At 72.0% G+C, this 22,561-nt stretch carries 23 protein-coding genes, 1 tRNA gene and 2 pseudogenes; 5 read left to right on the forward strand and 21 right to left on the reverse strand.

What is annotated here, in order from left to right:
* Window positions 1-213 precede the first annotated feature (213 nt).
* The 8 genes and pseudogenes from ACQBJO_RS12935 to ACQBJO_RS12970 form a co-directional block, all read right to left on the reverse strand.
* The gene (locus ACQBJO_RS12935) at window positions 214-408 is read right to left on the reverse strand and encodes a transposase (protein WP_430407110.1); all 195 of its coding nucleotides are present in this window, start codon (window positions 406-408) and stop codon (window positions 214-216) included.
* Window positions 409-480: 72 nt separating this feature from the next.
* A pseudogene (locus tag ACQBJO_RS12940) lies at window positions 481-561 on the reverse strand (transposase); the annotation flags it as partial.
* 370 nt (window positions 562-931) lie between these two features.
* Window positions 932-1,321 (reverse strand): annotated as a pseudogene (locus tag ACQBJO_RS12945) (IS110 family transposase); the annotation flags it as partial.
* Window positions 1,322-1,444: 123 nt separating this feature from the next.
* Window positions 1,445-1,738, reverse strand: coding sequence for a hypothetical protein (locus ACQBJO_RS12950; RefSeq protein ID WP_421008630.1), 294 nt, complete (start codon window positions 1,736-1,738; stop codon window positions 1,445-1,447).
* A complete protein-coding gene (locus tag ACQBJO_RS12955) occupies window positions 1,735-3,087 on the reverse strand; it encodes a recombinase family protein (protein ID WP_421008631.1) in 1,353 nt (450 codons plus the stop codon). The genes ACQBJO_RS12950 and ACQBJO_RS12955 overlap by 4 nt, the downstream gene beginning before the upstream one ends.
* Window positions 3,088-3,207: 120 nt before the next feature.
* Window positions 3,208-3,687 (reverse strand): DUF1992 domain-containing protein, encoded by a 480-nt coding sequence (locus ACQBJO_RS12960; protein WP_255184201.1) that lies wholly within the window; start codon window positions 3,685-3,687, stop codon window positions 3,208-3,210.
* Window positions 3,688-3,707: 20 nt separating this feature from the next.
* On the reverse strand, window positions 3,708-4,163 hold the full coding sequence (locus tag ACQBJO_RS12965) for a hypothetical protein (protein WP_255184202.1): 456 nt from the start codon (window positions 4,161-4,163) through the stop codon (window positions 3,708-3,710).
* Between the two features lies 1 nt (window position 4,164).
* The gene (locus ACQBJO_RS12970) at window positions 4,165-6,177 is read right to left on the reverse strand and encodes an FAD-dependent oxidoreductase (RefSeq protein ID WP_421008632.1); all 2,013 of its coding nucleotides are present in this window, start codon (window positions 6,175-6,177) and stop codon (window positions 4,165-4,167) included.
* Between the two features lie 131 nt (window positions 6,178-6,308).
* On the opposite strand from ACQBJO_RS12970, the gene ACQBJO_RS12975 reads away from it, so the two are divergent.
* The gene (locus ACQBJO_RS12975; RefSeq protein ID WP_255184204.1) at window positions 6,309-7,304 is read left to right on the forward strand and encodes an SGNH/GDSL hydrolase family protein; all 996 of its coding nucleotides are present in this window, start codon (window positions 6,309-6,311) and stop codon (window positions 7,302-7,304) included.
* A gap of 143 nt (window positions 7,305-7,447) precedes the next feature.
* Here the strand turns inward: ACQBJO_RS12975 and ACQBJO_RS12980 are convergent, their stop codons facing one another.
* The 5 genes from ACQBJO_RS12980 to ACQBJO_RS13000 form a co-directional block, all read right to left on the reverse strand.
* Window positions 7,448-7,702, reverse strand: a complete 255-nt coding sequence (locus ACQBJO_RS12980; protein WP_421008633.1) for a hypothetical protein — start codon at window positions 7,700-7,702, stop codon at window positions 7,448-7,450.
* Window positions 7,699-8,649, reverse strand: coding sequence for a Bax inhibitor-1/YccA family protein (locus ACQBJO_RS12985; protein ID WP_421008634.1), 951 nt, complete (start codon window positions 8,647-8,649; stop codon window positions 7,699-7,701). The genes ACQBJO_RS12980 and ACQBJO_RS12985 overlap by 4 nt, the downstream gene beginning before the upstream one ends.
* A gap of 221 nt (window positions 8,650-8,870) precedes the next feature.
* Window positions 8,871-10,052 (reverse strand): cystathionine gamma-synthase, encoded by a 1,182-nt coding sequence (locus ACQBJO_RS12990; protein WP_421008635.1) that lies wholly within the window; start codon window positions 10,050-10,052, stop codon window positions 8,871-8,873.
* A gap of 2 nt (window positions 10,053-10,054) precedes the next feature.
* Complete coding sequence (locus ACQBJO_RS12995; protein ID WP_421008636.1) at window positions 10,055-11,437, reverse strand: cystathionine beta-synthase; 1,383 nt, start codon at window positions 11,435-11,437, stop codon at window positions 10,055-10,057.
* 57 nt (window positions 11,438-11,494) lie between these two features.
* Complete coding sequence (locus ACQBJO_RS13000) at window positions 11,495-12,259, reverse strand: siderophore-interacting protein (RefSeq protein WP_421008637.1); 765 nt, start codon at window positions 12,257-12,259, stop codon at window positions 11,495-11,497.
* Window positions 12,260-12,339: 80 nt separating this feature from the next.
* On the opposite strand from ACQBJO_RS13000, the gene ACQBJO_RS13005 reads away from it, so the two are divergent.
* From ACQBJO_RS13005 to ACQBJO_RS13020, 4 genes are all read left to right on the forward strand, one after another.
* Entirely contained in the window at window positions 12,340-13,638 is a 1,299-nt protein-coding gene (locus tag ACQBJO_RS13005) for a COG4705 family protein (protein WP_421008638.1), read from the forward strand.
* A 73-nt stretch (window positions 13,639-13,711) separates the two neighbouring features.
* Window positions 13,712-14,383: a DedA family protein gene (locus ACQBJO_RS13010; RefSeq protein ID WP_421008639.1), complete on the forward strand. Its 672-nt coding sequence runs from the start codon at window positions 13,712-13,714 to the stop codon at window positions 14,381-14,383.
* 28 nt (window positions 14,384-14,411) lie between these two features.
* A complete protein-coding gene (locus ACQBJO_RS13015; RefSeq protein WP_421008640.1) occupies window positions 14,412-15,086 on the forward strand; it encodes a response regulator transcription factor in 675 nt (224 codons plus the stop codon).
* Complete coding sequence (locus tag ACQBJO_RS13020; RefSeq protein ID WP_421008641.1) at window positions 15,087-16,430, forward strand: sensor histidine kinase; 1,344 nt, start codon at window positions 15,087-15,089, stop codon at window positions 16,428-16,430.
* 13 nt (window positions 16,431-16,443) lie between these two features.
* Here ACQBJO_RS13020 and ACQBJO_RS13025 read toward each other — a convergent pair.
* From ACQBJO_RS13025 to ACQBJO_RS13060, 8 genes are all read right to left on the reverse strand, one after another.
* A tRNA-Leu gene (locus ACQBJO_RS13025) sits at window positions 16,444-16,518 on the reverse strand.
* 14 nt (window positions 16,519-16,532) lie between these two features.
* Complete coding sequence (locus ACQBJO_RS13030) at window positions 16,533-17,537, reverse strand: exopolyphosphatase (RefSeq protein WP_421008642.1); 1,005 nt, start codon at window positions 17,535-17,537, stop codon at window positions 16,533-16,535.
* Window positions 17,534-18,070 carry a DUF501 domain-containing protein gene (locus ACQBJO_RS13035; protein WP_421008643.1) on the reverse strand — a complete coding sequence of 179 codons (537 nt, stop codon included), beginning with the start codon at window positions 18,068-18,070 and terminating at the stop codon, window positions 17,534-17,536. Before ACQBJO_RS13035 ends, ACQBJO_RS13030 begins: the two co-directional genes overlap by 4 nt.
* Complete coding sequence (locus ACQBJO_RS13040; protein WP_421008644.1) at window positions 18,067-18,600, reverse strand: FtsB family cell division protein; 534 nt, start codon at window positions 18,598-18,600, stop codon at window positions 18,067-18,069. The genes ACQBJO_RS13035 and ACQBJO_RS13040 overlap by 4 nt, the downstream gene beginning before the upstream one ends.
* A gap of 8 nt (window positions 18,601-18,608) precedes the next feature.
* Window positions 18,609-19,889 carry a phosphopyruvate hydratase gene (gene eno, locus ACQBJO_RS13045; protein ID WP_421008645.1) on the reverse strand — a complete coding sequence of 427 codons (1,281 nt, stop codon included), beginning with the start codon at window positions 19,887-19,889 and terminating at the stop codon, window positions 18,609-18,611.
* A 110-nt stretch (window positions 19,890-19,999) separates the two neighbouring features.
* Window positions 20,000-21,115 carry a GNAT family N-acetyltransferase gene (locus ACQBJO_RS13050; protein ID WP_421008646.1) on the reverse strand — a complete coding sequence of 372 codons (1,116 nt, stop codon included), beginning with the start codon at window positions 21,113-21,115 and terminating at the stop codon, window positions 20,000-20,002.
* A gap of 92 nt (window positions 21,116-21,207) precedes the next feature.
* Window positions 21,208-21,969, reverse strand: coding sequence for a MazG nucleotide pyrophosphohydrolase domain-containing protein (locus tag ACQBJO_RS13055; protein ID WP_421008647.1), 762 nt, complete (start codon window positions 21,967-21,969; stop codon window positions 21,208-21,210).
* Window positions 21,908-22,549, reverse strand: coding sequence for a SurA N-terminal domain-containing protein (locus ACQBJO_RS13060; protein ID WP_430407111.1), 642 nt, complete (start codon window positions 22,547-22,549; stop codon window positions 21,908-21,910). Before ACQBJO_RS13060 ends, ACQBJO_RS13055 begins: the two co-directional genes overlap by 62 nt.
* Window positions 22,550-22,561 lie beyond the last annotated feature (12 nt).

The following is a 22,561-nucleotide window of genomic DNA, read 5'->3' on the forward strand; positions in this document are numbered from 1 at the left end:
GTCGTCGTGGTGCTGGCGAGCGTGTCGTTTCCCGACGCGCGGTCAGACTGATATTCGCGGGTTGGTTACCGCAGGACGGTGCTTTCGGCAGGAGCTGGACCGCGTGTCTAGCAACGAGCGTGGCCAGTCTGGGCTGGCTGCTCATAGGTGTTTCGCGGGTCGCTCCACGCGCTGCCACCAGTACCGGCGCGGCGACGAAGCAGTTCGTGGGGCCTATGGCATGGACGCTCCTTCGAGGACGGCCAGGGACCAGCACCAGCCGGCGAGCTCACGCGCGATGGCGATGTTGGCGACGGTGGGCTTCTTCCTGCGTTCGTTGAACCTCACCCACCGCTCGTGCAGGCGTCGGTTGCCCGCGTCCCCGCGGGACCGGGCAGCAGCGGGTGCCAGGTCCCACCGATCACGCATGGTCTTGCCGATCCGGTAGCGGGGGCGGTGGTGCCAGGCGGCCTCGACCAGCAGTCGACGTACATGGGTGTTGCCGGTCTTGGTGATCGATCCCTGCACGCGCGAGCTGCCGGAGGAGTACTCGCTGGGTACGAGCCCGACGAAGGAACCGATGCTGTTGCCGGTGAACCGGTGCCAGTCGCCGACCGACCTCGACCGCCAAGGCGAACCCGGTCAGGGTGCCCACCCCGCGCAGGCACCCGAGCCGGTGGACCACGTCGGTGAACTCGCCGTCAGCGGCCATCTCCTCGATCGCGACGTTGAGTCGGTCGCGGCGTGCCTGGACCGTCAGCACGGCCTCGTAATCGGAGTCGAAGGCCAGCCGGGTGGCACGACCGGTCAACTGTGACAGTGCCTCTTGGCGCAACCACACGTCATGCTTGCCGGTCCACGCGGCACCGCCGTAGTAGACGACCCCGTGGCGCAGCAACAACTTCGACAGTCGGTGCCGGGCGCGCATCAGGTCACCGCGGCAGTCCTCACGGGCACGGACCAGATCCCGGGCGGCCTCCTGGTCCACGCTCGGGATCGCGACCGAGGTGACTTCGTCCAGGCGCAGCAGCCGAGCCAAGTGGATCGCGTCCTTGGCGTCGGTCTTGACCCGATCACCGGAGGGCTTTTGCAGCTTGCTCGGCGCGGCGACCTCGCACCGGATCCCCGCCGCGGCCAGATGTCGGTACAGGCCGAATCCGGTCGGCCCGGCCTCGTAGGTCACCGCCACTGGTCCCGGCAAGGCTTGGACCCAGGACACGACGTGCTCGTGAGACGGAGTCAGCTTCGATTGGAACAGCTCGCCCGTGACACCATCGATCGCCGCCGCAGCAACAGATCGTGCATGCACGTCGAGCCCAACACTCGTACGCTCGGTAAACACCGGGGCCTCCCACAACTGTCGGACAGGCCGAGCAGGCAGCCCCTACTCGGTAACCCACGAACATGTGTGAGAGAGGCCCCGGCCCGCAACCCCTCGGTCAGCCCGAGTGGTCACCCATACCGTCTAGCGCATCTTGTCGGTGTGTCGCCCGACCTTGAGATTTGCCTCGATGCGATCGCGGACCTTGGACCAGCGCAGGATCACGTCCGCGCCGCACTGGGGGCAGTCACCCCGCACCCGGCCTGAGTCGTCGTCGGCGTCCGGCGACTCCTCGAACCGGACGCCCCTGCTCGTTCCGTACTGCCCGGCATGGGGGCCCGCCAGACTCTTGAGCGCCTTCCCGACGAGATGCCCGTGCGGGCACTCGATATCCACAGCGGCGAACTCATACTGACTGGCTGGCTGCCTGCGACTCATCCCTGCCCCGCCTTCCACTCGATCCTCACACCACGGTCAGCAGGTCTCCTGCCCGTGCCGATCTTCTCCAGGGTCAACGTCATGACGGTGTCGATGACCCGGCGCAACGTGTCCTGTGGCATCCCCTCGATAGCTGCGGTCACATCGTCGGCCGTCACCACCGATGCCATCGCGTCGTCGACAGCCGCGGCCGCGATCTGCCCTTCCACGTCGTCGAGCTCGGCACGCACGCGTCGGGTGCCGGCCGTCATGGCCTGCATGTCGATCCCGCCAGCCGCGAACGCCTCCGCCAGCCCGTCGAGCCGGCCACGCAGCGCGTCCCGCTCCCCCGTGAGTCGCTCGAGGTCGCCACCGCGGCCAGGTCGGGCCAACAGGTCGAGCGCGTCGGGTTGCGACAGCCGCGCGACGAGCACGCCCATCACGTACTCGTCGACACGAGCAGCGTTGCGCGACACGTGGCCCAGGCATCGGTACGTCGGTCCCTTGTGCGCTTCCTTGACCATCGCCCCCGTGATTGGCCCGCCACACACACCGCAGCGCATGACGCCCGACAGCAAGTAGCGCAGCGGCGGTCCCTTCCTCGCGCGGCCAGGGTCGGTGAGGATCGCGTGCACAGCCGTGGCGGTCTGCTCGTCGAGGATCGCCGGCCATGCCGCCTTGCCGATGACCTCGCCACGGTGCCGACGCATCCCGGCGTTGCGCGGGCTCAGCAGTGCGGCCTTGAGCGTCGTCGTCTTCCACTCTCGCCCGGTCGCGGTCTTCACCCCACGGTCGTTGAGGTCGCGCACGAGCGCCGACAGGCTCACGCCACGCAGCACGCCTGCTGCAGCCGCTCGCAGCTCGTCGGCCTCGGTCACGCGCACGGTCATGCCGTCCGGCTCGAACCCGAACGCCCGCTGAGCGGCATAGGGCAACCCAGCCGCGGCCCGCTGGTCGTTGGCGGCGCGCTGCCTCACGGCCTTCTGCTCGGTCTCGTACTGCGACCACGCGGTGATCGTCTTTGCCACGGCCCTGCCGGCCGGGTTGCTCAGGTCGACGTGCCCGGCCTCCACGGCGTGCACGTTCACGCCCAGGTCGATGACCCGCTCGAGGTCGTGCGTCAGGCGCACGAGTCGGTCGATGTGCCAGACGACGATGCGCGGAGGGCGGTCCTCGAGCAGCCTCTCGAACTCAGGACGGCGCGCCCCGCTCGTCGCGCTGCGATCGTTGTCGACGTACTCCCCCGCGACGGTCCAGCCCTTCGTCTCGGCAAACCTTCGGCACAGCTCGAGTTGTCGACCCACGGCCAGCTCGTCGCCGTGCCGGTCGAGACTCTGGCGCGCGTAGATCGCCACCGTTGACTCGCTCATGCACTAAGGGTATATGATCCGAACCACGGCCCCAACGGCCTGACCTGCCAGGTCGGCATCCTGCGTCAGGACGAGGTGCCCAGCCAGGAGTCGGTGCTGGGCCGCGACGCCTGACCCCGGTCACCTGCCGAGGAGCCGGCGCCACCACCGGCGAGGCGAAGGGGGCGGCACCTGGGCCTCCTCCGGCTCCGGGGAGAGCGCCCGCTCCTCGCGCAGCCGGCGCCACGCCGCGACCATCTGCTCGACGTCGACCGTCGGGGCCAGCGGTGGCGCCGTCGGCCCGAAGGTTGGGCGCCGGCGCTCGTCGAGCACGCGCTGGTTGAAGTCGCGCAGCAGCTCGCGCACGTCGGCCTCGTGGCGCTCGTCGACGAGGGACTGCGGGTAGCCGGCGGCCTCGCGTCGCAGCTGCAGCGCGGGCGGCAGCGCGTCGCTGCTGTCGAGCCCCTCGCGGGCCATCATCCCCTTGACCCACCAGTCGGGGTCGCTGCTCTCGATCCCGCGCAGGGGCCGGCCGGCGCCGGGCAGGTCGTCGAACTCCCCGCGCTCGGTGGCCTCACGGATCTGACGCTCGATCCACCCTTCGTACGGCGGTACTCCCATGCCCCCAGTGTGGCCCGGGCTCACTCCCCGCGGGCGGAGACGACCACGACGTCGCGGTCGGCGGCGACCCAGGCGTCGACCTGCCACCCCTCGGGACCGGCGAGGGTCACGGGGTCGAGCTCGGCGCTGTCGACCTCGTCGCGCACCACGTCGACGACGTCCATCTGCGGACCGGGGTCCGACGACGCCTGCGAGCGAAGGGAGTCGGCCACCTCCGGCTCGACGGTCACCGCGGCGTCGATCCAGTAGGTCGAGGGGCCGGGGGCGGTCCGGTCGCCGCCGAGGGTGCCGGACTGCCACGTCGCCGACACCGGGTCACCGAGGTCGGGGAATCGCGATGTCAGCGGCTCGAGGTCGGTGCGGGTGCCGCGCTCGTCGACGCTCTTGGTCGGCTCCGTGGGCGGCTGCGGCCCGCTGCCCCCTCCGCACCCGGCGAGGGCGAGGAGGGCGGCGAGGAGCAGGCCGACGGTGCGCACGTCAGAGGCTGGCGGCCAGCTCGGTGCCCTGGCGGATCGCGCGCTTGGCGTCGAGCTCGGCGGCGACGTCGGCGCCACCGATGACGTGCACGTCGACCCCCTTCGCCTGCAGCGGCTCGACGAGGTCACGCACGGACTCCTGACCGGTGCACACGACGACGTTGTCGACCTCGAGCAGGCGCGGCTTGCCGTCGACGGTGATGTGCAGGCCGTTGTCGTCGATGCGCTCGTAGGCGGCGCCGGTGATCTGGTGGACGCCCTTGGCCTTGATGGCCGCGCGGTGCACCCAGCCGGTCGTCTTGCCCAGGCCGGCGCCGATCTTGCTCTCCTTGCGCTGGACGAGGTAGACGGTGCGCGGCGAGGCGGCGGGGTGGGCCTCCTTGAGCCCACCACGGTCGGCGGACAGCGGGTCGACGCCCCACTCGTCCTGCCACTCCTTGAGGTCCAGCGTCGGCGACTCGACGGTCGTCAGCAGCTCGGTGACGTCGACACCGATGCCGCCGGCGCCGATGACGGCGACCCGCTCGCCGATCTCGCGGGTGCCCAGGACCGCCTCGGGATAGGTGACGACCATCGGGTGGTCGATGCCCTCGATCTCGGGGACGCGCGGCGTCACACCGGTGGCGAGGACGACCTCGTCGAAGCCCGCGAGGTCGTCGGCGCCGACCCGGGTGCCCAGGTGCACGGTCACGTCACGCCGCTCGAGCTCGCCGCGGAAGTAGCGGATCGTCTCGGCGAACTCCTCCTTGCCCGGGATGCGCATGGCGAGCGCGAACTGGCCGCCGATGTCGTCGCCGGCCTCGAAGAGCTCGACCGCGTGGCCCCGCTCGGCCGCGGACACGGCAGCGGACAGACCCGCCGGGCCACCGCCGACGACGGCCACCCGCTTGCGACGGGCGGTGGGCGACAGGACGAGCTCGGTCTCGTGGCCGGCGCGGGGGTTGACCAGGCAGCTGGCGACCTTGCGCTGGAAGGTGTGGTCGAGGCAGGCCTGGTTGCAGGCGATGCACGTGTTGATCCGCTCGCTCTGCCCCGCAGCGGCCTTCGTGCCCCACTGGGGGTCGGCGAGCCACGGGCGCGCCATCTGGACGAGGTCGGCGTGGCCGGCCGCGAGGACCTGCTCGGCCTGGTCGGGCATGTTGATCCGGTTGCTCGTGACGACCGGGATGTCGACGTGCGGGCGCAGCCGCTCGGCGACCTCGGTGAAGGCCATCCGCGGCACCGACGTGACGATCGTCGGCACCCGCGCCTCGTGCCAGCCGATGCCGGTCGACAGGATCGTCGCGCCGGCGGCCTCGATCTCGGTGGCCAGAGCGAGGATCTCCTCCCAGGTCTGGCCGCCCTCGACGAGGTCGAGGATCGACAGGCGGTAGATGACGATGAAGTCCTCCCCCACCGCCGCGCGCACGGCGCGCACGATCTCGGTGGCGATGCGACGTCGGTTGGCCGGCGTGCCGCCCCAGCCGTCGGTGCGTTGGTTGGTCCGCGGCGCGAGGAACTGGTTGATGAAGTAGCCCTCGGAGCCCATGACCTCGACGCCGTCGTAGCCGGCGGAGCGGGCGAGCTCGGCGGCCCGGGCGAAGGCACGGATCTGGCGCCGGACGCCCTTCTCGCTCAGGCCGCGTGCGGCGAAGGGGGTGATCGGCGACTTCCCGGACGAGGCAGACACGGAGTAGGGGTGGTAGGCGTAGCGCCCTGCATGGAGGATCTGCAGCGCGATCTTGCCGCCCTCGCGGTGCACGGCGTCGGTGATCTGGTGGTGGCGCCGGGCCTCGCGGCTCGTCGTGAGCTTCGAGGCGAAGGGGTAGAAGCTGCCCTCGATGTTCGGCGCGAAGCCGCCGGTGACGATGAGCCCGGCTCCCCCCTTCGCCCGCTCGGCGTAGAAGGCCGCGAGCCGCTCGAAGTTGCTCGCCCGGTCCTCGAGGCCGGTGTGCATCGACCCCATGATCGTGCGGTTGCGCAGGGTCGTGAAGCCCAGGTCGAGCGGCGAGAAGAGCGTGGGGTAGTCGGTCATCGTGGTCCTTCGTGCGAGTGCCGTGCGTCGAGCCGACCGTACCCATGACGACGGGGGTGTCGCACCGCTCGTTGGCTTTGTCACCTCGGGATGACACAGTTGGGCCCACGACCGGCCACACGAGGAGAGTCATGGCAGAGCTGGGACGCATCGTCGGCAAGGCCGCGCTGGGGGCCGCTGGCACCGCCGCAGCCAGCGCGACGCTCGCCGGTCTCGGCTACGGCCTGATCCAGGCCGAGGCCAGGATCACCCGCAAGATCGTCGGCAACCCCTTCGACGGAGCGCCCGACGACGACGGCGTCTACGGCGCTGCACCCGGCGAGCCGGTGCAGCTGCTCGTGCTCGGTGACTCGACCGCCGCGGGCATGGGTGCGGACAACCGCTACCAGACGATCGGGGCGATCCTGTCGACCGGTCTCGCCGCGATCATGGGCCGGCCGGTGGAGCTGACCAACGAGGCCGTCGTCGGCGCGGAGTCGTCCGACCTCAGCGCCCAGCTGTCCAGGGCGCTCGCCCGGGTCGACCAGCCCGACGTCGCGGTCATCCTCATCGGCGCCAACGACGTCACCCACCGCATCGACCGGGCGGTGTCCGTGCAGCACCTCGAGCGCACCGTGCGCTACCTGCGCACCCTCGACGTCCCGGTCGTCGTCGCGACCTGCCCCGATCTCGGCACGGTCGAGCCGGTGCCCTTCCCGCTCAACAAGCTGCTGCGCCAGTGGAGCCGCGAGCTCGCCGCCGCCCAGACCGTCGCGGCCGTCGCCGCCGGGGCACGGACCGTGTCGGTCGGCGACCTGCTCGGGCCGGAGTTCGCCGCCAGCCCGTCGATCATGTTCAGCCAGGACCGCTTCCACCCCTCGGCCGCGGGCTATGCCCGGGTCGCCTCGGCGCTGCTGCCGTCGGTGGCCGCCGAGGTCGACGCGTGGCCCGAGGGCGCCACCCACGACTCCGAGCCGGAGGCGGCACGCGGCGAGGGCATCGGCGCCCTCGACGACGCCGCCGAGCGGGCTGCTTCGTCCCCCGGCACCGAGGTCGGCCCCGCCGAGCTGCGTGGCCGCAGCCACGGCCCCCGCGGCCCCTGGGCCATGCTCCGCCGCCGCGGCGAGCACGAGGTCACGGACGTCTGAGCCCGGGTGTGCCTCCGGCTCCCTGATGTCCGCATTTCCTCAAGGAAATGCGGAGGTGTGGGCTGCATTGCCGAACGGCAATGCGCGGACCGGGCCCCTGACGTTCGCATTTCCTTGAGGAAATGCGGAGGTGTGGGCGCGGGTCAGGCCCAGGTCAGGCGAAGGGAGGCGAGCCGCTGCGCGAGGTCAGCGGACTCCCCTTCGGCCCGGCAGACGTCGAAGACGACCACCCGTAGCTGGTCCATGACCACGGCCGGGCCGAGGTCGGGCAGCGGCTCCCCTGCCAGCTCGGCCATGAGCTCGTGCACGCCCGCAACGCGCTCGGCCGCGCGGTCCAGCGGCAGCTGCTGCCACCTGCGGACCACGCGGCCGAGCTCGGTCGCGACGTCGTCGGTCACTCCGAGCGCAGGCGCCCCAGGAGGCGCAGGATCTCGAGGTAGAGCCACACGAGGGTGACGACGAGGCCGATCGCCAGGTGCCAGCCGTAGCTCTGCGGAGCACCCGTGCGGATCGCGGTCTCGATGTTGTCGAAGTCGAGGGCCAGGGTGACCGCGGCCAGACCCGTGGCGAAGAGCGAGATCCCGATGCCGATCACGCCGCTGCCGCCGAAGCCGAAGGGGCCGCCGCCGAAGAAGAGCATGTATCCGAGGTTGATCATCGCGAAGACGAAGTAGCCGACGAGCGCCATCGAGACGATCGCGCGGAACTTCTGGGTCACCTTGATGATCCCGGTCGTGTAGAGCGCGAGCATCGCACCGAAGACGCACAGGGTCGCCAGGACGGCCTGGACGACGATGCCCTCGAAGATCGGGGTGCCCGGCGGGTCGAAGACGACCGCGTAGCTCTGGCTGATCGCTCCGACGAAGAGGCCTTCGAAGACCGCGTAGACGACCGCCAGGGGCGCACTGAGCGGCTTGCGGCGGAACATGATGAACAGGCCCATGCCGAGGGTGCCGACGAGACCGACTCCCCAGGCCGCGGTACCCAGGGCCGGGACCTGGCTGGCCGCGACCCACGCGGCAGCAGCCACGGCGATGAGCACTCCGAAGAGCACACCGGTGCGCACGAGGACGTCGTCGAGGGTCAGCGAGCGACCGCCGCCACCCCAGCCGCCCATGCCCTGGCCGGTGTCGGGCTGGCCGAAGCCGGGCTGCGGCTGGCCGTACTGCTGCGGCTGGCCGTACTGCTGGGGCTGGCCGTAGGGCTGGCCCTGCTGGGACGCGTAGCCCTGGTTGCCGTAGGCCTGCTGGCCGTACTGCTGCTGGGGCGCCTGCCCCGTGTCACGGAAGCCGGCGTAGCCGCGCTGGGCGTCCTGCTCGACCCGGCCGAGGATCGGGTTGCTCATCGTCTGCTCCTGATGGGGCTGGCACGGCACGTCGGCCGCTGAGGTGTCACCAGACTAAGCGGTCGACATGAGGCTGGTGTTCCCGGATCCACAGGCCGTTGCCGGATCGCAAGCGATGCGCCCGGAAGCGCACCCCTGCAGCGAACCCGTCAGGCGGTCGCCTGGTGCTGCATGCCGGTCGGGATGCAGCACCAGACGACCACCTGAGGGTGTGGGGCGGGTCAGCCCAGGCCGTCGAGCGCCTGCTCGAGGTCGGCGAGCAGGTCGGAGACGTCCTCGATGCCGACGGACAGACGCACCAGGTCGTCGGGCACCTCGAGCATCGAGCCGGCGGTCGACGCGTGGGTCATAGCCCCCGGGTGCTCGATGAGCGACTCGATGCCGCCGAGCGACTCGGCGAGGGTGAAGATCTCGGTCCGCGCGCACAGCTGCTGCGCGGCCTCGCGCCCACCGGCCATGCGCACCGAGATCATCCCGCCGAAGCGGGACATCTGACGGGCCGCGACCTCGTGGCCCGGGTGCTCGGGCAGCCCCGGGTAGAGGATCGAGGTGATCTCCGAGCGCGTCGACAGCAGGTCGACGACCGCCTCGGCGTTGTCGCAGTGCCGGTCCATCCGCACGCCGAGCGTCTTGATCCCGCGCATCGTCAGGTAGGCGTCGAAGGGTCCGGGGACGCCGCCGGAGCCGTTCTGCAGGAAGGCGACGTCGGCGTCGATCTGCTCGTCGTCGGTGACGAGCAGGCCACCGACGACATCGCTGTGGCCGCCGAGGTACTTCGTGCTCGAGTGGAGCACCACGTCGGCACCCCGCGAGAGCGGCTGCTGCAGGTAGGGGCTGGCGAAGGTGTTGTCGACGACCAGCCGCGCACCGCCCGCGTGGGCGACCTCGGCGACGGCCTCGATGTCGCCGATGTTGAGCAGCGGGTTGGTCGGCGTCTCGAGCCACACGAGCTTCGTCGTCGGGCGCATCGCCGCGCGGATCGCGTCGACGTCACCGACCGGCGCCGGCGTGTGCTCGATCCCCCACTGGGAGAAGACCTTGTCGATGAGCCGGAAGGTGCCGCCGTAGGCGTCGTCGGGGATGACGAGGTGGTCCCCGGGACGAAGGGAGGCCCGCAGGATCGCGTCGGTCGCGGCCATGCCGGAGGCGAAGGCACGACCGAAGGTGCCGGACTCGATGGACGCGGCATTGGCCTCGAGGGCCTGCCGGGTCGGGTTGCCGGTGCGCGCGTACTCGAAGCCGCCGCGCATGCCGCCGACGCCGTCCTGGGCGAAGGTCGAGCTGGCGTAGATCGGGACGTTGACCGCGCCCGTCAGCGGGTCGGGCTCGTAGCCGGCATGGATCGCCCGGGTGGCGAATCCCTGGGTCGCGTGCGCGTCGGCCGCGCTCTTGCGCTCGGACATGGTCAGCCCTTCGCTCGGTGGGACAGGTGGCCCAGCAGGTCCTGCCGGGTGATGACGCCGAGGGGCTTGCCGCCCTCGACGACGAGCAGCGCGTCGGCCTGCTCGAGCGCCTCGGTCGCGGCCGAGACGGGCTCGGCGGCACCGATCTGCGGCAGCTTGGCGCCCATGTGCGCGCTCACCGGGTCGGCGAGCGAGGCGTGCCCCTCGAAGACCGCGGTGAGCAGGTCGCGCTCGGTGACCGCCCCGGCGACCTCGCCGATGACGACCGGCGGCTCGGCGCCGACGACGGGCATCTGCGAGACGCCGTACTCGCGCAGGATGTCGATGGCCTCGCGGATCGTCTCGTTGGGGTGGGTGTGGACGAGGTCGGGCAGCTCGCCGCCCTTGCCACGGAGCACCTCGCCGACGGTGGCGTCACTCCCTTCGTCGCCGGGCAGGAATCCGTAGGAGGCCATCCAGTCGTCGTCGAAGATCTTGGCCAGGTAGCCGCGACCACCGTCGGGCAGCAGGACGACGATCTTGGCGTCGGGGCCCTCGCGCTCGGCGACGCGCAGCGCGGCGACGACCGCCATGCCGCTGGAGCCACCGACGAGCAGCCCCTCCTCGCGAGCCAGGCGGCGGGTCATGGCGAAGGCTTCGGCGTCGTCGACCGCGATGACCTCGTCGGGCACGGAGGGGTCGTAGGCGCCGGGCCACATGTCCTCGCCGACGCCCTCGACGAGGTAGGGGCGGCCGGTGCCGCCGGAGTAGACCGAGCCCTCGGGGTCGGCGCCGATGATCTTGACCCGTCCCTCGCTGATCTCCTTGAGGTAGCGGCCGGTGCCGGTGATCGTGCCGCCGGTGCCGATGCCGGCGACGAGGTGGGTGATCTGACCGTCGGTCTGCTCCCAGATCTCCGGGCCGGTGCTCTCGTAGTGCGCCTGCGGGCCGTTGAGGTTGAAGAACTGGTTGGGCTTCCACGCACCGTCGATCTCCGCGGTCAGCCGGTCGCTCACCGAGTAGTAGCTGTCGGGGTGGTCGGGCGCGACGGAGGTCGGCACGATCTGCACCTCGGCGCCGTAGGCGCGCAGCACGTCGATCTTGTCCTTGCCGACCTTGTCGGGGCAGACGAAGATGCAGCGGTAACCACGCTCCTGCGCGACGAGCGCCAGCCCCACGCCGGTGTTGCCGGAGGTCGGCTCGACGATGGTCCCGCCGGGCTTGAGCTCACCGGAGGCCTCGGCCGCGTCGATGAGCTTGCGCGCGATGCGGTCCTTGATGCTGCCGCCGGGGTTGAGGTACTCGACCTTGGCCGCGACCAGCCCGGACCCCTCGGGGGCGACGGAGGTGAGCCTGACCAGCGGGGTGTTGCCGATCAGGTCGGAGATGTTGTCTGCGATCTGCATGTCCGCATCGTGGCACGGATCACCAGCACCCGACACCGCGGTCCCCGCCCCCGCCGATCAGTCGATCTGCCCGACCGGCGTCCGCTTCTCCGCCTGGAACGCATCCTCGGTGCGACCGCGCGCCCAGTAGCCCGAGATCGAGATCGCCTCGCGGGGCACGCCCCGGTCCTTGAGGACCCGGCGCACCGCCTTGATCGACTCGCGCTCCCCGTGGGCGAAGACCTGGACGCCGTCGCGCCAGTCGACGCCGTCGACCGCGCGGGCCAGGAAGTCGACGTCGTCGGTGGCCGGGTTGACGAGCCACTGCACGTCGACGTGCTCCGGAGCGCGAAGGGGGATGACGTCCCCCGGGTCCTCCACCTCGAGCAGGGCGACGCCGCTCGCGCCGGCGGGCATCGCCTCGAGCGAGGCCGCGATGGCCGGCACCGCCGAGAGGTCACCGGCGAGCAGGTGCCAGCCGGCCTCCGGGTCGGGGGAGTAGCCGCTGCCCGGCCCCATGAGGACGATGCGGTCTCCCCCCTTCGCCTGCTGGGCCCAGGGACCGGCGTAGCCGACGTCGCCGTGCGTCACGAAGTCGATGGTCAGCAGGCGCGCCTCGCGGTCGACCGCGCGCACGGTGTAGGTGCGGGTGATCGGGTCGCCGTCGGCGTCGGTGAAGCGCAGCTTGACGTAGGCATCGGTGTGCTCCGCCGCGCCGAAGTCCGCGAGCGACTCACCCGTGAGCACGACGCGCACGAGGTGCGGGCCCACCTGCTCGGTCGAGACGACCGTGAGGTCGTGCTGGGGGCGGGGCGGCCGCGTGGGTCGATCGGAGGAAGCCATGAAGTAAGGCTACCCTCACCAGCGCCAAAGGTCGCAGGCGGTCAGGTGCGGTGCAGGCGCGAGAGCCCACCGTGACGCCCATGCGAACAGCCGCTGACCCCATCACCGATTCCCAGTCCCTCGCCGGCCCCGGCCGGAGCATGCTCAACAAGGTCCCGGAGGTGACCGCGTGGTTCTGGATCATCAAGATCCTGTGCACCACGGTCGGCGAAAGCTTCGCCGACTACGTCAACGAGACGCTCGGCTTCGGCCTGACCAACACGATGATCCTCTTCACGGCGGTCTTCGCCGTCGTGCTCACCGTGCAGATGCGCACGCGGCGCTACCGTCCCTTCGCCTACTGGTTGACCGTCGTCGTCGTGAGCGTCGCCGGCACCCTCTACACGGACATGGGCACCGACCGGCTCGGCGTGCCGCTGTGGGTGAGCACGAGCGTCTTCGCCGGACTGCTCGCGGCGGTCTTCGGCGTGTGGTGGCTTCGCGAGCGCACGCTGTCGATCCACGGCATCACGACGACGTCCCGCGAGGGCTTCTACTGGCTCACCGTGCTCGTGACCTTCGCCCTGGGCACCGCGGCGGGTGACTGGACCCTCCAGCTGACGAACTGGTCGCCCGGCCACGCCGTCCTCCTCCCCCTCGCCCTCATCGCCGCGATCGCCGGTCTCTGGCGCGCCGGCGCCAACCCCGTGCTCTCCTTCTGGCTGGCCTACGTCCTCACGCGGCCGCTTGGGGCCAACATCGGCGACTGGCTCGCCCTGCCGCGCACCGCGGCCAACCCCGGCGACCCCACGGGTCTGGGGCTCGGGACCTTCGTGACGAGCCTGATTTTCCTCGCCGCGATCCTCGCGACGGTCGCCTACCTGACCGTGAGCCGCCGCGACGTCACCGAGCGGACCGGCCGGCACCACGTGCCGACGACGGGGCGAAGGGAGCGGCTCGGCCTCGCCGGCTTCGTCGCGGTCACGCTCGTGGCCGCCGGGGTCATGACGTGGGCCCACCGGCAGCCGCACCAGACGTGCGACCCGAGCGGGGCCAGCGAGACCATGCCGGCCTGCGCCCGCCCCGCCTTCACCCCCGCCCAGGCACACTCGGCAGTCGCCGGGTACCTGCACCTGGCACGCACCGCGATCGCCCAGGACCGCGCGGGCGACAGCGCTGCCTCGCACGCGAGCGTGCAGCGGCTGCGCGACCGGTGGGACGCCGACGCGACGTCCCTGCAGGCGGTCGACAGGGCCACGTGGACGACGCTCGACACGAAGCTCGACGAGGTGCTCACGAGCTACGCGATCGACCACGGATCGGTCGCACCGGCGCCCGCGACGCAGCAGGAGCAGCAGCTCGCCGGGTTCGTCACCGACCTGCAGCAGCGCCGCTTCTGACACGGGTGCGCGTGGGCGAGCGGTTCCCGGTTGGTCAGGTTGTCGGCAGGCGCGCGGACCTAGGTTCAGTGACATGACCTCGACCCTGCTCCTTCCCCTCCTGTCCGGCCAGGGGCCGCTCGCCCTCCTCGTGCTGACGCTCGTGATCTTCACGGAGACCGGGCTGCTCGTCGGCTTCTTCCTCCCCGGAGACTCGCTGCTCTTCACCGCGGGCCTGCTCATCGCCTCGCACGTGCTGCCGCTCCCCCTCGGCCTGGTCATCGCGGCGACATGGGTCGCCGGCGCGCTGGGCGACCAGGTCGCCTACCTCATCGGCGGCCGGCTGGGACGGGGCCTCTTCCGCCCCGGTCGGTCGCGGTGGATCTCGAGCCGGCACGTCGCGGCTGCGCAGGAGTTCTTCGAGCGGCACGGGCACAAGGCGGTCATCCTCGCCCGGTTCGTCCCGCTGGCCCGCACCTTCACCCCTGTCGTCGCCGGCGCCGTCGAGATGCCGCGTCGCCGGTTCACCGGCTACAACGTCGTAGGTGGGCTGCTGTGGGTCACGGCGATGCTGCTCGCCGGCTTCTTCCTCGGCGGGGTCCCGCTCGTCGCCCACCACGTCGACGTCGTGACGATCGGCATCGTCGCCCTCTCGCTCGTGCCCGCGGCGATCGCGCTGCTGCGGCGCCGCCGCGCCGCAGCCCGCGAGGGGCGCGAGGAGTCGATACTGGACGAGCGGGTCGCGCCCGACCCGGTCGCACGCTGACAGCGTCGGTTCGACGGGAGGAGGGCACATGGCCACCATCGGGGTCTGCGAGGACCAGCAGTCGATCCGCACCATCGTCGCGCGCGCCGTGCGCGGTGCCGGGCACGAGGTGATCACCGCCCACGACGGTCGCGAGGCGGTGCAGCGCTTCAGCCCGGACCACGCGGTCGACGTCATCGTCATGGACATCGGCCTGCCCGACGCCGACGGCCGCGACGTCGTCCAGGCGCTGAAGTCCGCCGGCCAGCACGCCCCCGTCCTCTTCCTCACGGCGCTCGACGCACCGCACGAGCACCTCGCCGGGTTCGCCACCGGGGCCGACGACTACGTCACCAAGCCCTTCGACCTCAAGGTGCTGCTCGCCCGGCTGGACGTCCTCGTCCGACGCGCACCGGCCGGGGGCGCGAGCGCGCCGGGCCTGCGGCTGGACCCGCTGACCCACTCGATCCGCACCGGTTCCGGCGAGGTGCGGCTCAGCCCGACGGAGTACCGGATGCTCGCCGCGATCACCGCCCGTCCCGGCGAGGTCGTGCGTCGACGCAGCGTCGTCGCCGCGGCCTGGCCCGACGGCGCGATCGTCACGGACAACACCGTCGACTCCTTCATCCGCCGGCTGCGCAGCAAGCTCGAGTCGATCGACTCCCCCACGCGCATCGAGACCGTGCGCGGCGTGGGATTCACCACGACGCAGAAGGCCGACTAGGTGGCCGCCCTCTCCTGGCGTCGGTGGCGCGACCGGCTGAGCCTGCGGGCCCAGCTCGTCCTCCTCGTCACCGCCCTGGCGGTCCTCATCGGGGCGCTCCTCGTGGCGATCGTCCAGGTCTCCCTCGCCGGAGCCGCCCGCGACGCGACGCACTCCGCGCTCGACGAGCGGACGACGGCCACGATCTCCTCGATCGACACGGGCACTGCGGGCTCGACCCCGGCCGTGCCGGAGGCCGACCTCGACCCCGGCGTTGTCGTCTACGACCGTCACGGTCGGGGCATCGCCGGGAGCGTCCCGCCGGCGATGCGCTCGACCTTCGCCGAGCTGTCGACGACGTCGCAGCGCCGGATCGTCGAGTCGGATGGGGAACGCTACGCGGTGATGGGCACGCCCTTCACCACCGCGTCGGGAGCCCGCGGCGTCGTCGTGCTCAGCGAGGCCACCACGCCCTACGAGCGGGGCGAGGACGTCGCCCTCGTCGTCTCCGTCGCCGCTGCCGCCCTGCTCCTGCTCATGGCTGCCGGGTCGGCCTGGTGGATCAGTGGACGTGTGCTCCGACCGGTCGAGGAGATGGCCGAGACCGCGAGCGAGTGGAGCGAGCACGACCTGGAGCGGCGCTTCGCGCTCGGGGCGCCGACCAACGAGATCACGGCCCTCGGTCGTACCCTCGACGGACTCCTCGACAAGGTCGCGGCGGCGATCCGGGCCGAGCAGCGCCTCACCTCCGAGCTGGCGCACGAGCTGCGCACGCCGCTCACGACGATCCGCGGAACCGCCGACCTGCTCGCGATGCGCTCCGACCTCGACGACGAGGCCCGACAGGACGTCGACAGCATCCGAACCACGAGCGAGGCGATGACGACGACGATCGCCGTCCTGCTCGAGGTCACCCGCAGTGGCGCGGGCCGCACCCGCGCGGACCGCACCCGGCTCGAGGACCTCGCCGCCGCGGTCGAGACGATGCCGCTGCCGGCCGGGGACGTCACGGTGGATCTCCCCCCTTCGGTGGTCGTGCGCGCGCCGCGCGAGATCGTGACGCGGGCGCTCGCCCCGCTGCTCGACAACGCGCTGCGTGTCAGCCCCGACGTCACCCTGACCGCGCGCGTGCACGAGCGCAGCGTCGACCTCGTCGTCAGCGATCACGGGCCGGGGATCCCGGACGCGTGGGCCGACACGCTCTTCGAGCCCGGCTGGAGCGGCGACGGCGGATCGGGGCTGGGGCTGGCCCTCGCCCGGCGCGTGGCGATGAGTGGGGGCGGCGACGTGCGACTGCTCGAGGGGCACAACGCCCACGGCGGCGCAAGCTTCGTCGTGCGGTTCCCCGGCGGGCCGGCTCGGTGAGCGTGCCCCCTCGTACCCCCGGCGGGACTCGAACCCGCACCGATCGCCATTTTAAGTGGCGCGCCTCTACCAGTTGGGCCACGGGGGCGAGACGCTCGGATGCTACGCGATCTCCGGCTCGTCCTCGACGGCCTGCCGCTGCACGACCGACATCGCGATGCCGTCGAGGATGTCGTGCTCGGAGACGGTGACGACGAGGTCAGGGCCGTTGGCGCCGCGGGCCCGCTCGAGGACCTCCCACCAGATGAGGGCGCCGGCGCCGATGACGTCGACCCGCCCCGGGTGCATGAAGGGCTGGGCCGCACGCTCGGCGCGGGTGCTGAGGATCAGCCGCTCGCAGGCGACCATCACCTCGTCGACGGGGATCCGCGCCAGGTGGATCGCCTCGCGGTCGTAGGAGGTCAGACCGAGCGCCAGGGCCGCGACGGTCGTTACGGAGCCCGCGAGCCCGACCACGGTCATCACGCCGCCGAGACCCACCTCGGCCTCCGCGACGTCGAGCGCCTCGGCGATGTCGTAGCGCGCCGCGTCGATGACCTCCTGGGTCGGGGGGTCGGTGCGGTGGTGCCGCTCGGTCAGCCGCACGGAACCGATGTCGAGCGAGGCGCCGGCGATGACGTCGTGGGTGCCGCGGACGATCTCGGTCGAGCCGCCGCCGATGTCGGCGACGAGATACGGCCCCTCGAATCCGGCCTCGGCCAGCCCGGAGGTGGCGCCGGCGAAGCTCAGCGAGGCCTCCTCCGCACCCGTGATGACCTCGGGCATGACGTCGAGCTCGCCGAAGGCCTCACGGACCCCGGCGACGAAGTCGTGGGAGTTGTCCGCGTCGCGCGAGGCCGAGGTCGCGACGAAGCGCACCTTGCCCGCGGGCACGCCGTGATCGCGGCACTGCTGTGCGTACTCGCGGCACATCCCGAGGGTGCGCTCGAGCGCCTCGGGGTCGAGCCGGCCGGTGCGGTCCACGCCCTGCCCGAGACGCACGACCTCGGCGCGGCGCAGCACCTCGGTGAGGACCGGAGTCCCCTCGTCCTCGGGCGCGGCCTCCGCGGCGTCCGCGATGAGCAGGCGGATGGAGTTGGTCCCGCAGTCGATCGCTGCGACCCTCATGCGTCGCTCCCTTCGTCCGTGCTGACGCACGGGCTGGCGTGCCACCACTCGGGCAGCAGGTCGAGGGCCTCGTCACCCAGGGGGTTGACCCCGGGGCCGGCGGCCAGTGAGTGGGCGACGAGCACGTGCAGGCACTTGACGCGGGTCGGCATGCCGCCGGCCGAGATGCCGTCGATCTCGGGGACGTCGCCGAGCTCCGCTCGCCGTGAGAGGTAGTCCTCGTGTGCCGCGCGGTAGCGCGCGGCGAGGTCCTCGTCCTCGAGCAGTCGCTGCGACATCTCCGCCATGAGTCCGCTCGACTCGAGCGTCGAGATCGGCCCCGTGAGGCGCGGGCAGGTCGCGTAGTAGGTCGTGGGGAAGGGGGTGCCTCCCGGCAGGCGCGGCTCGGTGCGCAGCACCGTCGGACCGCCGCACGGGCAGCGGTGGGCGACCTCCGCCGTGGCGCGCGCGGGGCGGCCGAGCTGGCGGTGGACGGTCTCGAGGTCCTGCGGGTCGACGCGGTCGAGGTCGTTGCCCAGGTCGTCGCGGCTCACTGCGCCGAGGTGGGGTCGTCGGCCGCGGCCACGGACGAGGCGACCTGCTCGTACCAGGGCTGCGTGGACGGCGCCGTCACGGCGCCGGTCTCGGGGTCGACCGCGGGGTCGTCACCGGCTGGATCGATCACGGTGTAGGTCCTCTCCCCCGGCTTGACGAACTTCAGCCGCTTGCGCGCCTGGGCCTCGACGTACTCGTCGGTCTCCCACAGGTCGCGCTGGCGCTCGAGGTCCTGGACGTTGTCCTCCTGCGCCGCGACCTGCTCCTGCAGGGTCGCGAGGCGCTGACGCTGGTCGTACCAGGACTTGCCGGTCGGCACGAGCATGACGCCGAGGAGCAGGAGCAACGAGCCGACGACGACCCAGCGCTTCGTCGACATGACCGCGCGGCGCTGCTGCGCCTCGCGGCCGGCGCCGCTGCGGGGGCGCGTGCGCCGGTCGCCGCGCCCGGCCGGGCGCGTCGTGCTGGGTCGCCGCGCCGCGCCCTGCACACCGGAGCGTGCGGGGCGACGGCGCGGCGTGCGTGCCATGTCGGTGATCAGCCCTTGAAGCGCGGGAAGGCCCCGGCGCCGGCGTAGACCGCCGCGTCGTCGAGCTCCTCCTCGATGCGCAGGAGCTGGTTGTACTTGGCGACGCGCTCGGAGCGGGCCGGGGCGCCGGTCTTGATCTGGCCGCAGTTGGTCGCGACGGCGAGGTCGGCGATCGTGACGTCCTCGGTCTCGCCGGAGCGGTGGCTCATCATCGAGGTGTAGCCGCTGCGGGTGGCCAGGGCGACGGCGTCCATCGTCTCGGTGAGCGAGCCGATCTGGTTGACCTTGACCAGGAGCGCGTTGGCCGCGCCGTCCTGGATGCCGCGGGCGAGCCGCTCGGGGTTGGTGACGAAGAGGTCGTCGCCGACGAGCTGGACCTTGTCGCCGAGCTGCGTGGTCAGCTCCTGCCAGCCGGCCCAGTCGTCCTCGTCGAGCGGGTCCTCGATGGACACGAGCGGGTAGGCGTCGACGAGCTCGCCGTAGTAGGCCGCCATGTCCTGGGCGGACTTCTGCTGGCCCTCGAAGGTGTAGGTGCCCTTGTCGCAGAACTCGCTGGCGGCGACGTCGAGCGCGAGCGCGATCTGGGTGCCGGGCTCGTAGCCGGCCTGCTGGATCGCGGTGATGATCAGGTCGAGCGCCTCGCGGTTGCTCTCGAGGTTGGGGGCGAAGCCGCCCTCGTCACCGAGGCCGGTCGACAGGCCCTTGTCCTTGAGCACGGCCTTGAGCGAGTGGTAGACCTCGGTGCCCCAGCGCAGCGCCTCGCGGAAGGAGGGCGCCCCGATCGGGGCGATCATGAACTCCTGGATGTCGACGTTGGAGTCCGCGTGGGAGCCGCCGTTGAGGATGTTCATCATCGGCACGGGCAGCACATGGGCGTTGGGGCCGCCGACGTAGCGGAAGAGCGGCAGGCCGGCGGACTCGGCCGCGGCCTTGGCCACGGCGAGGGAGACGCCGAGAATCGCGTTGGCACCGATCGTGCCCTTGTTGTCCGTGCCGTCGATGGCGAGCATCTCGCCGTCGACGAGGCGCTGCTCGCTGGCGTCGAAGCCGACGAGCCGCGGGGTCAGATCGTCCTCGATCGCGCGGACCGCGTCCTCGACGCCCTTGCCCAGGTAGCGGTTCTTGTCGCCGTCACGGCGCTCGACGGCCTCGAAGGCGCCGGTCGACGCCCCGCTCGGCACCGCGGCGCGGGCGATGGTGCCGTCGTCGAGGGCGACCTCGACCTCGACGGTCGGGTTGCCGCGGGAGTCGAGGATCTCGCGGGCGCCAATTGCTTCGATGCTGGCCACTGCCGGCTCCTTGGTGGTGCTCGATACACGGGGAAGGTCGCCACGAGCGTAACGGCTCGGCCACGGCGCTTCGTGCTGCGACCCACCCCGCGGACGCGGGCGAAGGGAGGTCAGCCGGCCGCGAGCAGGTCGGCCAGTCGTCGTTGCTGGACGCCGTCGACGAAGTTGGCCGGCTCCAGCCAGGCATCGTGCGCGGCCCGCACCCGCGGCCAGTCGTCGACGGTCATGGCGAACCACGCGGTGTCGCGGGACCTCCCCTTCGTCACGACGTGCCGGCGGAAGGTGCCCTCGTAGGTGAAGCCGAGCCGCTCGGCAGCCCGTCGGGAGGGGGCGTTGAGGCTGTCGCACTTCCACTCGAGGCGCCGGTAGCCGAGGTCGAAGACGTGCCGGGCGAGCAGCGACATCGCCTCGGTCGCGGCGGTCGTGCGCTGCAGTCGCGGGCCGAGCACGACGTTGCCGATCTCGACGACGCCGTGGGTCCGGTCGATGCGCATGAGGCTCATCACCCCGCAGGCGATCCCGTCTCCGTCGCGGACGAGCACCTCGACGGTGTCGCCGGCGAGCCGGCCGGCGACGTAGGCGGCGACGTCGTCGGGACGCTCCTCCTTGAGATAGGCCCACAAGGTGTCGTGGTCGGGCCCGGCGACCTCCGGCGCCAGCTCGGCGGCGTGCTCGGGCGCGAGCGGCTCGACGGTGCACCAGCGACCGGTGGTCGCCGGCAGGTCGGGTCGAGGCGGCGGGGTCCAGCCGTCGACCGCGGGGCCGATCGGCTGGTCGAAGGGAGTGAGCCGCACCTCGTCGCGGGAGGCCGGCGGCAGCACCGTCTCGCCGATCGGCCCGGGGTTGACCGCGATCTCCCAGCGAAAGCCGTCGGGGTCGGCGAAGTAGCCCGTGTACCCGCCCCAGTCGCGCTGCTGCGCCGGCGCGACCTCGGGCGAGCCCGCGGAGCGGGCCAGCTCGAGGATCGCGTCGACGTCGTCGTGTCGGGCGACGTTGTGCGCCAAGGTGATCGGCGCCAGACCCTCCCCACCACGAAGGGGGCCGACCTCCCCTTCGAACTCGGTGGCGTCCCACAGCGAGAGGATCAGGTGCTCGCCGACGCGGATCATGAGGACCTCGCCGGGCACGTCGAGGTCCGCCCGCCAACCGAGCCCGTCGAGGTAGAAGCGGCGGCTCGCCGCGAGGTCGGCGACGGCGAGGGTGACGAAGCTGATCCGCTGGTCCATGCGCACGAGCCTAGAGACCCTGCAAGACCCTAGGGTTTTGCAGGGTTCCGGGCTCCGAACTCTGCAAAACCCTAGGGTCTTGCAGGGTTGGGTCAGCCCGCGTCGCGCTCCGCGCGCTCCTGCGCCTTGATCGCCTGCCACTGCGCCTCGATCTCCTCGAGGGTCTCGGCCTGCGCGTCGCCGAAGACGTGCGGGTTGCGGCGCACGAGCTTGTCGACGAGCGCGGCGGCGACGTCGTCGACGGTGAAGGGCGCGCCGGCGTGGTCGGCGGCCACCCGGGCGTGGAAGAGCACCTGGAAAAGCAGGTCACCGAGCTCGTCGGTCAGCTCCTCGCGCCGCTCGACGTCGTCGGGGTCGGCGACGACGGCCTCGAGCGCCTCGGTCACCTCGTGCGCCTCCTCCATGACGAAGGGGGCCAGGCTCGCGTGGTCCTGCGCCGCCACCCACGGGCACCCGCCCGGCGAGCGCAGCCGGTCGATGACCGCGACGGCGTCGAGCAGCCGGCCGCCCTCGACGTCCCACGAGCCGACGAGCACCTCGACCTCCGGCGCGTCGTCGAGCCGGGAGACCTCCGCGGCGATGGCGTCGCTCAGCCCGGGGTCACCGTCGGGCGAGCCGACCCACAGCACCACGCCCCTGCGGGCCGCGTCGACGAGCTCTCGGGCGCGCTCGTGCGGCGTCGTCGCGGCGGCCGCGGCGAGCTGCACGCCGTCGTCGACGAGGGCCAGCGGCAGCGCCTCGTCGAAGTCGGCCGCGAGGACGCGGTCGGCCTCGTCGAGGGCCCGCCAGGCGTCACGGCTGAGCAGCCCCGGCGAGACCCGAGGGCTCGTCGCGAGCAGGACCAGGCGACCCACGGTCAGGGCGTCTGCGGCTGGCCGGCGCCGCTCTGCTGCTCCGGCTCGAGCTGCTCGAGCCAGTCGGGCGCCTTGCCGACGGCGCTCGCGTAGCGCGGGCTCTCACCGAGACGTCACCTTCCTGCAGCAGCTGGCTCAGGTCCTGCTGCGCCTGCTCGTCGAGCTTGCTCGCGACGTCGTTGGCCCGCAGGAAGTCGACGGTCATGTCGGACGGGTTGGGCACGAAGGACTCGATCTCCCGGCGCACGGTCCCCTGCGAGGGGACGTCGAGGCCCTCCTCATCGGCGTAGGCGAGCACCGCCGGCGTCTGCACGAGATAGGTGACGACCGTCGAGGCGTCGAGCTGCTGCGGCTGCTGGCCGGAGGCCTGGGCCTGCGCGGCGACGAAGGCCGTGAGCTCACGGGTGCTGCGCTGCACGTCGCCGACGGTGATCTCCTCGTCGCCGACGGTCGCCGCCCGGGCCGAGCTGCCCCCCTTCGCCGCGTCGGTGTCGTCAGATCCGCAGGCCGTCAGGGCGAGCGCCGCCACCGCGGCGAGCGCGGCAGCACGGGCGGGGCGTCGGATGGGGTGACCGAGCACGGGGGTCCTTTC

This window comes from Janibacter zhangyanbonis, from assembly GCF_050507325.1.
Taxonomy (GTDB): Bacteria; Actinomycetota; Actinomycetes; order Actinomycetales; family Dermatophilaceae; genus Janibacter.